Origin of the sequence: Sneathiella sp. (assembly GCF_036960985.1) — a bacterium.
In the GTDB taxonomy this organism is placed as follows: Bacteria; Pseudomonadota; Alphaproteobacteria; order Sneathiellales; family Sneathiellaceae; genus Sneathiella.
In genome coordinates this window covers 15,136-28,691 of sequence record NZ_JBALWD010000021.1, presented here as the reverse complement: position 1 = coordinate 28,691, position 13,556 = coordinate 15,136, and the positions used below count along the sequence as shown (strand labels likewise).

Annotated in this window: 12 protein-coding genes; 10 read left to right on the top strand and 2 right to left on the bottom strand. The window is 49.4% G+C overall.

Annotated elements, in window-relative coordinates:
* Window positions 1-74 precede the first annotated feature (74 nt).
* A complete protein-coding gene (gene ppc / locus V7723_RS12760) occupies window positions 75-2,843 on the top strand; it encodes a phosphoenolpyruvate carboxylase (protein WP_335684862.1) in 2,769 nt (922 codons plus the stop codon).
* Window positions 2,844-2,847: 4 nt separating this feature from the next.
* Here ppc and V7723_RS12755 read toward each other — a convergent pair whose 3' ends face one another.
* Together V7723_RS12755 and V7723_RS12750 are read right to left on the bottom strand one after the other, a co-directional pair.
* The gene (locus V7723_RS12755) at window positions 2,848-3,219 is read right to left on the bottom strand and encodes a cupin domain-containing protein (protein ID WP_335684861.1); all 372 of its coding nucleotides are present in this window, start codon (window positions 3,217-3,219) and stop codon (window positions 2,848-2,850) included.
* Window positions 3,220-3,230: 11 nt separating this feature from the next.
* Window positions 3,231-4,478: an MFS transporter gene (locus V7723_RS12750; protein ID WP_335684860.1), complete on the bottom strand. Its 1,248-nt coding sequence runs from the start codon at window positions 4,476-4,478 to the stop codon at window positions 3,231-3,233.
* Window positions 4,479-4,723: 245 nt separating this feature from the next.
* On the opposite strand from V7723_RS12750, the gene V7723_RS12745 reads away from it, so the two are divergent.
* The 9 genes from V7723_RS12745 (at window position 4,724) to V7723_RS12705 (ending at window position 13,544) form a co-directional block, all read left to right on the top strand.
* On the top strand, window positions 4,724-5,869 hold the full coding sequence (locus V7723_RS12745) for an ABC transporter substrate-binding protein (protein WP_335684859.1): 1,146 nt from the start codon (window positions 4,724-4,726) through the stop codon (window positions 5,867-5,869).
* A gap of 89 nt (window positions 5,870-5,958) precedes the next feature.
* Window positions 5,959-6,822, top strand: coding sequence for a branched-chain amino acid ABC transporter permease (locus V7723_RS12740; protein WP_335684858.1), 864 nt, complete (start codon window positions 5,959-5,961; stop codon window positions 6,820-6,822).
* The gene (locus V7723_RS12735) at window positions 6,822-7,709 is read left to right on the top strand and encodes a branched-chain amino acid ABC transporter permease (RefSeq protein ID WP_335684891.1); all 888 of its coding nucleotides are present in this window, start codon (window positions 6,822-6,824) and stop codon (window positions 7,707-7,709) included. Before V7723_RS12740 ends, V7723_RS12735 begins: the two co-directional genes overlap by 1 nt.
* On the top strand, window positions 7,706-8,470 hold the full coding sequence (locus V7723_RS12730; RefSeq protein ID WP_335684857.1) for an ABC transporter ATP-binding protein: 765 nt from the start codon (window positions 7,706-7,708) through the stop codon (window positions 8,468-8,470). Before V7723_RS12735 ends, V7723_RS12730 begins: the two co-directional genes overlap by 4 nt.
* Window positions 8,457-9,182: an ABC transporter ATP-binding protein gene (locus V7723_RS12725; protein ID WP_335684856.1), complete on the top strand. Its 726-nt coding sequence runs from the start codon at window positions 8,457-8,459 to the stop codon at window positions 9,180-9,182. Before V7723_RS12730 ends, V7723_RS12725 begins: the two co-directional genes overlap by 14 nt.
* A 69-nt stretch (window positions 9,183-9,251) precedes the next feature.
* Window positions 9,252-10,544 (top strand): mechanosensitive ion channel family protein, encoded by a 1,293-nt coding sequence (locus V7723_RS12720; protein WP_335684855.1) that lies wholly within the window; start codon window positions 9,252-9,254, stop codon window positions 10,542-10,544.
* 19 nt (window positions 10,545-10,563) lie between these two features.
* Window positions 10,564-10,953 (top strand): nuclear transport factor 2 family protein, encoded by a 390-nt coding sequence (locus tag V7723_RS12715; RefSeq protein WP_335684854.1) that lies wholly within the window; start codon window positions 10,564-10,566, stop codon window positions 10,951-10,953.
* Window positions 10,950-12,725 carry an SLC13 family permease gene (locus V7723_RS12710; protein ID WP_335684853.1) on the top strand — a complete coding sequence of 592 codons (1,776 nt, stop codon included), beginning with the start codon at window positions 10,950-10,952 and terminating at the stop codon, window positions 12,723-12,725. The genes V7723_RS12715 and V7723_RS12710 overlap by 4 nt, the downstream gene beginning before the upstream one ends.
* Window positions 12,726-12,761: 36 nt before the next feature.
* Window positions 12,762-13,544 carry a 3-hydroxybutyrate dehydrogenase gene (locus tag V7723_RS12705; protein WP_335684852.1) on the top strand — a complete coding sequence of 261 codons (783 nt, stop codon included), beginning with the start codon at window positions 12,762-12,764 and terminating at the stop codon, window positions 13,542-13,544.
* Window positions 13,545-13,556: the final 12 nt, after the last annotated feature.

Here is a 13,556-nt window from a genome sequence, read left to right as displayed (position 1 = left end):
GACGACAGACAGAAAAATTGATATGGTCCGGTGTTCTGAATGCCTTCTTATTCAAATAGTAAACGGAATTTAATATGCTGCCCGACAGTTCGACGGACTCCCAGGAAAAAGACGCGCCATTGCGAGAGGATATTCGGCTGTTAGGCCGCTTGCTCGGCGATACTGTAAGAGCCCAAGAGGGGGAGGATGTTTTCGATCTGGTCGAAGACATACGTCAAACTTCCATTCTATTTCATAAAGAAGATTCAGTGGACTCTAAACAGGATCTTGAGGATATCCTCAACCGATTGTCAACGGAGCAAGCAGTTTTGGTTCTACGAGCGTTTAGTTATTTTCTGCAGTTTGCCAATATTGCCGAAGACCAACATCATGTGCGTCGCACCCGTTTTCACGAAAAAATTGGCTCTGCCCCGCGGGATGGATCCATGGAGAGCGCCTTAATGAAGGCAAAGGAAGCGGGTATTTCTGATGCCGTGTTAAAAGCGTTTTTTGAAACGGCCCTCGTGGTTCCCGTTCTTACCGCTCACCCAACGGAAGTTCGCCGTAAAAGTACCATGCGTCGTGAAGCAGATATTGCGGAATTATTGGATAAACGAGATTCTGGTGATTGGGGTCCGCGTGAAATTTCGAGTATCGATAACGAACTTTGCCGGGAAGTACTAACCATATGGCAAACGGATTTGCTGCGCCGGACCAAACTTCAAATCGTTGATGAAATTCAAAACGGATTATCGTATTACGATCAGACATTTTTAACAGAGCTTCCGAATTTCTACTCGTCTTTAGAAAATTGCCTGTCTGAACTAGGTATGCAAGTAGACGGGGGTTCCATTAAACCGTTTTTACGAATGGGAAGCTGGATTGGGGGAGATCGTGACGGGAACCCGTTTGTTACATCGGATGTCTTGAAAGCAACATTGCGAAAACAAAATGCTCATATACTGACCCATTACCTGGAAGAAACACACAGATTGGGAAGCGAGCTTTCGTTGTCGACGAATGTTGTTCATATGTCAGATGCCTTACTTGAGCTTGCTGAAAGTTCTCCTGATCATTCTCCCCATCGGCAAGGGGAACCTTACCGTCGTGCGATTTCTGGAATTTATGCACGCCTGGTCGCAACTTTGACAGGGTTTGGCTCACCTGCTCCCGCGCGTGCGCCGGTTGGTGAGGCCGCTTCCTACGGATCTGCTTCGGAATTTCTGGATGATTTGGATGTGATTCAAAAATCATTGATTGAAAACGGATCAAAACTTATTGCCGATGGTCGATTGAAACATCTTCGCCGAGCTGTTGAATGTTTCGGCTTCCATCTAGCAACCCTGGATTTGCGTCAAAACTCGGATATGCATGAACGGGTTGTCGGCGAGCTCTTTAGTGCCGTGGATTCGTCCATTCAATATAACGAAATGGATGAGTCCGAGCGTATTGAAGCGCTGGTTGCCGAATTGGCGTCAGGGAGACCATTGCTACGGCCTCACTGGTCTTATTCCGAAGAAACGCAATCTGAATTAGCTATTCTTCAGGCGGCGGCAATTGCCCAGAAAACCTATGGCGAGACCGCAATTACAACAGCAATTATTTCCAATACGCAATCTGTTTCAGATTTGTTGGAGCTTGCCACCTTATTCAAGCAAGTCGGGATGATATCACCAGAGGGCCACAGCAAAATCAACATTGTGCCATTGTTTGAAACAATCCCGGATTTGAGAAATTGTGTCCCGATCATGGATGCCTTGCTATCCATCCCTGAATATAAACGTTTGCTGGTTAATAGGGGCGGCATTCAAGAAGTAATGCTGGGCTATTCAGATAGTAATAAGGATGGCGGGTTCGTGACTTCCGGCTGGGAATTGTATAAAGCCGAGACTGGATTAATCGAGTTATTCGAACGTCACAATGTCGGTTTGCGGCTCTTCCATGGCCGCGGGGGAACTGTCGGTCGTGGTGGCGGCCCGAGTTACGAAGCAATCTTGGCGCAACCCAAAGGGGCTGTTCAGGGGCAAATTCGGGTTACTGAACAAGGTGAGACTATTTCTTTTAAATATTCTACTCCCGCCATTGGTCGACGTAACCTGGAAAGTCTGGCTGCCGCAACATTCGAGGCAACTTTATTGACGCCGGACGCGGCAGAAAGTGTGCCGCCGCATTTTATAGAAGTGATGGAAGAGCTGTCTGCCGATGCGTTCAAGGCATATCGAGGATTGGTATACGAAACTGAAGGATTTGAAGACTACTTCTGGGGTTCAACTGTTATCAATGAAATTGCAACGTTGAATATTGGATCCCGGCCTGCTTCACGCAAGAAAACACGGCGTGTACAAGATTTACGCGCCATTCCGTGGGTCTTTAGCTGGGCCCAATGCCGCCTTATGCTACCGGGATGGTATGGCTTTGGCGCGGCGGTTGAAACTTGGCTTAACAAAAATCCGGATACAGGGTTGGCGACGTTGCAGGAGATGAATGCAAAATGGCCCTTTTTCAATACGCAATTGTCAAATATGGATATGGTGTTGGCGAAAAGTAATATCGCAATTGCCTCGCGATATGCAGAGTTGGTGCCGGATGTCCAATTGCGAAATAATATTTTCGGGACGATTTGCAATGAATGGCAATCGACAATAAATGCCCTTCTGGCGATATCGGGTTCGGAGCAATTACTTCAAGAGAATCCACTTTTAAAGCGGTCAATTCGAAATCGTTTCGCCTATCTGGATCCGCTCAACCATATACAAGTTGAATTATTGAAGAAAAATCGGGAGGAGAATAGCAATCCCAAAGTATTGAGGGGTATTCATATTGCCATCAATGGAATTGCCGCCGGATTGAGGAATAGTGGCTGACTAATCAGGAAGCATCATCAGTCTGAAATTCTGCCGGCAATGTAATCTCGATTAACTCCAGATCGTCTGAATGCTCGATTTCCCGATGAACTATCCCGGGAGTTTGATGAACACAAGATCCAGGCTTGAGGATGACTTCACCGACGCCTTCGTACCAAAATTTGACCCAGCCTTTTAATATATAGACCATTTGAAATTCCAGGGTATGCGTGTGATCGTTGCCTATGGCATGAGCTCCAGGAACAGCCCGAATGACATGGGCCCCAAATTTACCGTTGGTCGCGTCTTTGATACCAAGGTCACGATATTCAAAAAAGCCACGGAGGCCATCTCCGGCGAATTCAGTATCTTCTTCATGGGTGACAGAAAATTTCATTAAATTCCTCCTTATTGTAATGCTGGAATCGCGTCTGGTTCCTTTGTTCGCCAAAGTAAGAAAGCCATTATTAACATATTCAACATGTTCCAGGCGATACCATTGACGAATGCCGCCTGATAGGATCCCGTAAGATCATAGATCCATCCTGAAATCCAACCGCCAAGCGCCATACCAACAACAGTTAGCATGATGACTAGGCCGACACGTTCTCCGGCTTCCTTTGCCGGCAGATATTCGCGAACCACAAGCGCGTATCCGGGAACCAGTCCGCCTTGCGACAATCCAAAAATGAGAGAAACTACATATAGGGACATCAAGCCGTCAAAAGGTATATAGAGGAAAAGCGCCATACATTGCAGGAACGATCCCAGAAGAATTGTGCGAATACCGCCGATATAGTCCGCGAGCATCCCGGAAGCCAATCTACTGAATATGCCGCCTATCAGCATAATAGAGAGCATTCCCGCACCAGCGGCGACCCCATATCCGAGATCTGCACAATACGCAACGATATGGACTTGCGGCATGGACATGGCGACGCAACATCCGACGCCGGCGACGCCAAGCAGAATTTGCAGAGATCTTGGGGATAACTGGATAAATTTCAGACCTGACAAATGGGTGCTGCCGGTGTTGCCTAGATCAACTGTTTGCGCAGGTATTCTACGACGGAGTAAAAATGCCATCGGTAACATTATGACCAAAGACGCAAGGCTGGCAATGAGATAGGCATCGCGCCAACCGTCTGCGGCGATGATATCTTTTAACAAGAATGGCCAGACAGCTCCTGCAATGTAGTTCCCACTTGCGGCAGCGGCGACTGCAATGCCACGCCGTTTCTCGAACCAATGGGATATATCGGCAATCAAAGGGCCGAAGGCTGCTGCGGATCCGATTCCGATGAAAACACCCTGATAGACCGCAAATGACCAAATATTGGATGCTTGAGACGTTAAGGCAAATCCGAGAGTAAGTAGTATTGCCGCCATCACCATGGGGACTACTATTCCAAATCGGTCAACCAGCCGTCCGAGCACAAGATTGCCGATTGCAAATCCAACCATAACAGCCGTGAACGGAAGAGTCGCATCTGAACGATCGACGCCAAACTCACTTTGCACGGACGGGATTACAACAACTACAATCCACATTCCTGCGCTGCCGACAACAGAGATCATTACCGATATGAAAAGGCGAAGCCAGGAATATTTACTGTCCAAAAAAGGCGTGTCTGTAGTGATGGCGGGAGAATGCATATCTATTTTGAAAGCCTTGTGCGAGGGGGTGGTTTGGTATTCAAGTTACCAAATCATTTGACGATACTTAGCATAGCGTATTCACAAGAAACATGTCTAATCAATACAGCTAATGGACGGCTATTCCTATGTCTGCCGTTGGCCAAATAACGGGCATCAGTATTTGTATATACAAATTTTCCTTGACTCTAATTTGTAGCCTCTCCTAATGTATATATACAAATGCAATTGGGGAGTAAAAATCAATGACACCTAAAATCAAAGGGCTGGCTCTAGGCCTTATCATGAGCGTTGCGGCAACAGCCGTATGGGCCGATACAGTGAAAATCGGGATGAACGTACCGCAAACAGGATTTGCCGCAGCAGATGGAAAATCTGCACTTATCGGCGCCGAATTGGCTGTTGAACAGGCAAATGCCACTGGTGGCATTGATGGTAAGATGATCGAGCTTGTTGTCTATGATGATCAAGCGTCTCCAAAGCAGTCGGTTCCGATCGCCACAAAACTCGTTGAAAAAGACGAAGTCGTCGCGGCGATTTCCGGAAGTTACTCTGGTGCGACGCGGGCGGCTGCGGGCATTTTTCAAAGCGCCGGTGTTCCATACATCGCGGCATATGCCGTGCACCCAGAAATCACTAAATCTGGTAATTATGTCTTTCGGACATCGTTTGTTGGTGAAGTTCAGGGCCGTGCGGGCGCAAAACTTGCGGGCGAAATTTTGGGCAAGAAGCGGGCAGTTGTGATCACTCTTAAAAATGATTTTGGCAAGTCACTGGCAGCCGGATTTAAAGAAAAAGCCGGCGATTTCGGTGTCGAAGTCGTGAGTGAGTATGAATATTCCATCAAGGATCGCCAGTTCGGGCCGATCGTTACAAAGGTGAAATCTGACAATCCAGATGTCATTTATGCCTCAGGTTATTTCTTCACTGCAGGACCACTGGTCAGCCAATTGCGTTCTGCTGGGATCACCGCACCGATTATCGGACAGGAAGGCTATGACTCGGAGAAATTCATCAAGATTGCAAAGGCCGATGCTGAGGGTGTTATTATTACGACGTCTTTGGATCGGGATTCAGACTCTGCCGAGACAACGGATTTCATAAAAGCCTTTGAAGCGAAAGCCGGCTATAGCGCGGATATGGTTGCCGCCTCCGGTCATACCGCGGTCAAGGTTTTGGTAGATGCTATGAGAAAAGCGGGAACAAGCGACGCCGCGGCTCTTCGTGACGCGATCGCCCAGACAAACCTGACAGCATCGACCGGGACAATTTCGTTCAACGAACTCGGCGAAGTTCAAAAAGATGTGCAGGTTCAAGTCGTGAAAGATGGTGCTTGGCATCATTACGCGATCATCAGCGATAAAAAACTATTGGCCCCACCAACCAATTAGACCCACTCTGAAGGAGAAGATATTTATCTTCTCCTTTTTTCTTTTCCGGCTTTTTATTTGAGACTACGACGCTGTCGGAGGGCGGGTAGATGCTGTTTATAGATCTGTTATCGCAGGGCCTTATTCAGGGTAGTATTTACGCCTTGATTGCCGTCGGACTGACCCTTGTTTACGGTTTGTTGCGCATATTGCATGTGGCCCATGCCGGCCTTTTTACGCTGGGCGGCTATTTTGGTGTTTTGATCACCAACCAGTTGGGAAGCTTTACCCTGGCACTTGTTGTTTCGATGGTGTCCGTCGGATTGATCGGAATGGTCATTTACCGGTTATGCTATCAGCCGATTTTGGATAAGCCACCGTTCGTCGCACTGATCGCCTCAATCGGACTTTTCATTGCGATGGAAGAAATATTCCGGATCGTCTTCGGACCCTTTGGTCTCTCCTTTGATAATCCTCCGCTACAGGAAAATGTTGCTGTCTTTGCCATGAATTTTAAGGCGGCGGAAATTTTAATGTTTTTTGGGGCCGTTATTTTACTTGGCGGCTTAGCGATAATCGCCGGGAAGAGCCGATTTGGCACGGCCTGGAAAGCAACCGTGACCGATCCGGAAATGGCTGAATCCTTTGGGATCGATACGATCAAGGTACGCTATGTGAATTTCTTCATTGGGTCGGCCTTGGCTGCTGCTGCCGGGGTTATGGTGGCACTCCTCAATAATCTGGTAGAGCCGACGATGGGTTCAGTTCCCAGTTATAAAGCCTTGGCAATTATTGTTCTTGGTGGCCTGGGCGATGTGCGCGGGACCTTGATTGCCGCGCTGGCCTTGGGTGTGATCGAGGCCTTTGGCACGATTTATCTGGGCCAGTATCTCGATCGGGACGCCATTGCGTTTGCCTTTCTTATCCTGGTTCTTATGGTGCGCCCGCAGGGCCTGTTTGGAAAGGCCGCGTGATGTTTGGAATAGGTGCATACGAAATTACACTATTGACCACCATGGGTATCGCGATAACCGTCGCGCTTAGCCTCAATCTCATTACCGGGTTTTGCGGACAAATAAGTCTGGGCCACGCGGCTTTTTACGGGATCGGTGCGTATTGCGCCGCCTTGATGACAAAGGCGGGCTATCCTTTTGCCTTTGCCGTCGTCTCGGGCGCCGTCTTGAGCACAGTTTTTGGTCTTATTGTGGGCCTTGCCTCCCTCAGGGTCCGGGATGATTTTCTGGCCATCACTACCATGGGCGCCGGATTTCTGTTTTTAGGTGTTGTAGGGCAATGGGATTTCGTGGGCGGCGAGATGGGCGTTGCGGGGATCCCGGATATCGGCCTTGGCAAACCCGCCTTTATGGGACTGACACTGCTGATCGCTGGCCTGACGATAATTTACAGCCTTTATTTAAAACGGTCGTGGCTGGGTTTTGTTTTTGATGCCGTTGCCGCCGATGAGGACACGGCGCGTGTTCTCGGCCTCAATGTATCCCGGTACAAACTGGTTGCCTTCGCCATGGGGACGGCGATCGCCGGTGTCGCCGGGGCGTTTTACGCCCATCATATTCGATTTATCGATCCGGATAGTTTCGGCTTTATTGAGAGTATTTCCATTCTGTCCATGGTCGTCATCGGCGGCATCGGTTCCGTATGGGGCGTTGTCTTCGCAGCGATTGTTCTTAGTTTGCTGCCGCAATGGTTCCAATTTATTGATGACTATAAATTGCTGGTTTACGGCGGACTGCTGTTTTTTGTTATGCGATTTAGTCCCGGCGGTGTCGCCGAAATTTCGCAAAAGCTTTGGTCGCGTCTCCGGCGGGTGAAATCTTCCCCTGTGGCAGGAGCTCGAGAATGACTCGGTTATTGGATATCAAGAATGTGACCGTTAGATTTGGCGGCGTGACAGCTATTGATGATGTTACGTTTCATCTTGATGAAGGGGAGCTGCTGGGGTTTATAGGTCCTAATGGCGCCGGGAAGACGACCATGATGCGCGCCATCACCGGTGTGGTGACGCCGCAGGAAGGCAGCATTCAGCTCATGGGCCAGGAGCTGATTGGTATGCCCATACATGCGCGCATCAGAAAAGGAATGGGATTGTCGCAACAATTGGTGCGCCCACTTCGTAATCTCAGCGTGCTCGACAATGTGGCCTTGGCTGCCGGTTACCGGAAAACAGCTAACCCGCTAGCCGCTCTTTTCAAGACAGACAAACGGGCCGAGCGGAAAACGGCCCTAAAAATTCTGGAACGTGTGGGAATTGCCGATGCAGCAGATGCAGAACCCGCGAACCTTTCTCTTGGGTATCTTAAGCGCCTGGAAGTCGCACGGGCTTTGGCGCTTGATCCGAAGGTTGTCCTTCTGGATGAGCCTTTGGCGGGTTTGAACCATGCGGAAGCCGGAAGACTTGCAGATACCATTAAAGATCTGCAAGGCGATGGTATGACAATCATCCTTATCGAGCATAATCTGGGCGAAGTGATGCGCATCTGCACGAGACTGGTGGTTCAGGATAATGGCCGAAAAATTGGAGATGGCCCACCAGAGGTCGTTATGAAAGATCCGGTTGTACGCCGCGCCTATCTGGGCGGGGAGGACGAAAATGCTGCAGCTTAAGGATTTTGCCTGTGGATATGGTGAATTTACAGCAGTGGACAATCTGAACCTGACGGTTGACGCCGGGAGTGTTTTCGCCTTGATGGGCCCAAATGGCGCCGGCAAATCATCGACAATAATGTCCATCGCTGGGCATGTTCAGGTTACGCAAGGATCCGTGATTTTTAACGGAGAAGATATTACCTATCTACCGGCACGGCAGCGGGTACATCTGGGCATCGCTGTTGCACCCGAAGGACGGCGATTGTTTCCTGATTTGACGACGGTTGAAAACTTGACCGTTGGCGGTTACTCCCGGCCTAAAGAGGAGGAAAAAGCTAACCGGGATCGGGTCTTTGATCTGTTTCCGCGGTTAGCCGAACGGGCCGATCAGTTCGCCGGTAAAATGTCTGGCGGCGAGCAGCAGATGCTGGCGATCGGCCGCGCCCTTATGGCGAAGCCCAAGCTTTTGATGATCGATGAGGTGTCCTTGGGGTTGATGCCAAAAGTGATTGATGTTTGCTATGCCGCCCTTGATAGCCTGAGAGGCGAGGGCATTACGTTGCTGTTTGTCGAGCAAAACACAGCCCGCGCGCTTGATGTTGCTGAAGACGTATGTGTTTTGGAATCTGGAAAGACTGTCTGGGCGGGAACGGCCGACGAGGCGAAGGCAAACCCGAAACTTCTTGATGCTTTTCTGGGCCTCGTGGACGCGTCTTCCGACGAAAAATAACAGGGTACCTGCGACAAGATCCGGCAATAGTTGTTTGAATTCCGCGCGGTTCAAGTTAAGCTTCCATCGATGAATGCTCAGGAAGTACGCGACTATTTATTGTCAGGCTGGGAACGGGTCATGGAGCATGGCTCGGATGTTGACGTGCTTGCGCAGGTCGCGGTTGTCATCGTTGGATTTTGCATTGCGTATTTTTTGCAAGGGCGTGTTCAGGCAGGATTGAAATCCTTAACCAGTAACCTGCAGCCTCAATCTCCATTTTTTCGTGCAATCGAAATTTTATCCGCGCTCTCGCTACCGCTTTTATGGCTTATTATCGAATTTGTCGTTCTGGCAATTTTCCAAGGCGTCGGGCCGCCGTCTATAATTCTGAGTGTTACCTGTTCTCTGTTAAGTGCCTGGATTCTGATTAATATTGTGACAAGCCTTGCTCAGAATAAAGTCTGGGCGCGCCTTGTTGCCATCTGTATTTGGGTCATCACGGCGCTGAGTATTCTGGAGCTCCTTGAACCGACTCTCATTTTCTTAAACGGACTTGCCTTTAATCTGGGTGAAACCCGAATTTCCATGCTCGGTATTGCAAAGGCAATCGTTGCCGGTATCGTCGTATTCTGGATAACCTTTGGTCTTTCGCGGTTTTTGGAAGCACGGGTAAATAAATCCAAAGCGCTTACGCCATCTGTTCAAGTACTGACGTCGAAATTAATCCGTGTTGGGTTGGTTTCGGCCGCGATCCTGATCATATTATCTAATTCGGGCATCAATATTACGGCCTTTGCGGTTTTCAGTGGTGCCCTTGGTGTCGGGATTGGTTTTGGCCTGCAAAAAATCGTCTCCAATATCATCAGCGGAATTATTTTGTTGCTGGATCGGAGTATCAAACCGGGAGATGTCATTGAGGTTGGCACCACATATGGTCGCGTCCATACCATGGGCGCGCGGTACGCCTCCGTTATTACCCGGGATTCCATGGAATATCTTATTCCGAACGAAGATTTGATCACGCAACAGGTCATCAACTGGTCTTATAGTTCAAAGAATGTACGTCTGCGAGTTCCTATTGGTGTTGCGTATGATGCCGATATTCCAAAAACGATATCGCTTATTGAAGCAACCGCAGGCGAGGTTGCCAGAGTGCTGGAAAATCCCGCCCCAAAATGTTTGATGCGCGGATTTGGAGACAGTGCTATTGATCTTGAATTACGGTTCTGGATAGCCGATCCGGAATCCGGCTGCCGCAATGTTTCAAGTGAAGTCCTTGTGAAATTATGGCAAGCCTTTAAAGACGCTGGTGTTGGCATTCCCTTTCCGCAACGTGATGTGCGGGTGGAAATGGTTAATCGGGAGCCGCCACTTTCTTAATTCTGATGAAAGCTACTAAATGATCGAAAATACGCTCGAAACCTGGCATAAACTGGTCAAATCTCATAATCCTGCAGGCCTTGACGCCTTGCTCCATGAAGACGTTGTCTTTCATTCACCTGTGGTGCATACGCCGCAACGGGGCAAGCAAATTACGCAAATGTATTTGACGGCCGCGTTTCATGTTCTTTTTTCAGATGATTTTTCCTATGTCCGCGAAGTTGTTGGTGAACGCGAGGCTATTCTCGAGTTCACAACGATTATTGACGGTATCACGCTCAATGGCGTCGATATCATCACCTGGGGCGAAGACGGTAGAATAACAGAATTCAAAGTTATGGTGCGGCCGCTGAAAGCCGTCAACCTCATCCATCAGATGATGGCTGCAATGCTGAAGAAATCTGCATGACAACGGATCAAATTCTCCTCTTCTCGCTTTTTGGTGTTGTCTTTGCCATGCTTATCTGGGGCCGGTGGCGCTATGATCTCATCGCTTTCGTCGCCTTGATTATCGCACTGGTTCTGGGTCTGGTGCCAACCAACCTGGCGTTCTCGGGGTTTGGGCATCCGGCGACAGTCATTATCGCGTTGGTTTTGATCGTGTCACGGGGCCTGGTGAATTCTGGCGCAGTCGATCTCATAACTCGAAAATTAACGGCGCTTGATTTGAAGCTTTCCGGGCATATTGCCGCCATGAGCGGACTGGGCGCGATATTTTCCGCCTTTATGAACAATGTTGCGGCACTAGCCCTGCTAATGCCCGTAGATTTACAAGCTGCAGCCAAGGCAAAGCGCGCGCCGCGGCTGACGCTTATGCCACTTGCTTTTGCGACTATTCTCGGTGGCTTGATTACATTGATCGGCACGCCGCCCAATATCATTATCGCCTCTTATCGTGAAGAGGCCTTGGGCGAGCCTTTTGGAATGTTTGATTTTGCACCTGTGGGTCTTGTCTGTGCAACTGTTGGTATTCTTTTCGTCGCCATTATCGGATGGCGGCTGATACCCGGTATTCGAGATGCCAAAAGTCCAACGGGTGAGTTGTTGGATCTGGAAGGCTATTTGGCGGAATTGGTTGTGCCTGAAGAATCCCCGGCTATCGGTAAGCTGGTTCGGGATCTTGATGATACAGCCGATGACAATGATGTGGCGGTTGTTGGATTGGTCCGCCGTCATAAACGATTGGCCGGGCAGGCCCGTAATGTGGAAATTCGCGCTGGAGATTTGTTGGTTGTCGACGCCAGCCCGAAAGCCATTGACCAATTTCGCGGCGCATTGAAGTTGGAATTTGATGGGGAAAAACGCCACGAGAAAACGGCCTCCGGCGGAATGGTCCTCAGTGAAGTTGTTGTCCCGAAAGATTGTCGTATTGACGGGCGGTCGGCGATTTCCCTGCGGCTTTTATCCCGTCATAGCGTGACGTTGCTGGGCGTTTCCCGTCAAGGTAAGAAATTCCGTGACCGTGTCCGGCATCTCGACATTGAAGCTGGGGATATTCTGCTTTTGTTGGGACCAAGTGATCGGGTTCCAGAAGTTGCAACATGGCTTGGTTGCTTGCCGCTTGCCGAACGGGGCTTATCTGTAACCCAATATAAACGGGCCTGGTTAGCCACCGGTATTTTTGCTGCTGCCATTGCGGTTGCGAGTTTTGGCGGATTATATTTGGCGGTTGCTCTGGCAATTGTTGTTGTTGCTTATGTGGCGCTGGATATTGTGCCCATTCAAGAAGTCTATCATCAGGTGGAATGGCCGGTGATCGTTTTGCTGGGATCCATGATCCCCCTTGGTGCAGCGCTGGAGGCGTCAGGCGGAACGGCGTTGATTGCGGGCGGTATTGTTTATCTGACATCAGGTTTGTCGACCATGGCGGTTCTGTTTGTTTTAATGCTGGTCGTGATGACATTATCAGATGTCCTCAATAATACAGCGACAGCGGTTATCGGGGCGCCCATAGCCCTTGATATCGCCACCCGATTGGGCGTCAGCCCGGATCCGTTTCTCATGGCCGTCGCCGTTGCGGCGTCTTGTGCGTTCTTGACGCCCATTGGTCATAAAAATAATACGTTGATTATGGGGCCGGGTGGATACAAATTCGGCGATTATTGGCGAATGGGGCTTCCCTTGGAAATCCTGGTCATCGCGGTAGCGGTTCCGGCCATAATGTTTTTCTGGCCGCTGTAGGCAATTGAACTTTTAAATTTGAAGAAAAGAGACGTTATGTTGAAAGATAAAGTGGCTGTTATCACAGGCTCGACTTCTGGTATTGGCGAAGGCTATGCCCGCGCCCTGGCGGCAGAGGGATGTAACCTCGTGATTAATGGTTTTGGCGATGCGGCAGAGATTGAAACGCTTCGTAAATCACTGGCGGAGGAAAATGGTATCACCTGTGTTTATCATAACGCCGATATGACGAAACCGGATCAGATTGAAGACCTGATTAAAACGGCAGATGCTGAATTTGGCGGCGTCGATATTCTTATGAATAATGCCGGCATCCAATTTGTTGCCCCCATAGAAAATTATCCGCCTCAAACATGGGACGCGATCATTGCCATTAACCTCTCGTCGGTTTTTCACACAATGCGGTTTTCGATCCCCCTCATGAAAAAACGGGGGTGGGGAAGGATTATCAACACCGCCTCTGCCCATGCCATCGTCGCGTCACCCAATAAAGGGGCGTATGTGGCGGCAAAGCACGGTGTGGCGGGTCTCACAAAAACCGCGGCGCTGGAAGTTGCTCGGGACAATATCACGGTCAATGCCATTTGCCCTGGATATGTTTGGACGCCCTTAGTTGAAAGACAAATTCCGGATACTGCCAAAAGCCGCGGGATGACGGAAGAAGAAGTGATCAACGATGTTATGTTGGCCGCGGCGGCCACCAAAAAATTTACAACCATTGAGCAAGTGGCGGCGCTGGCAATGTTTTTATGCGGCGAGGCGGCTGAAAATATTACCGGGAGTCTACAATCCATTGATGGTGGCTGGACAGCCCAGTAACAAGAAGAGCGG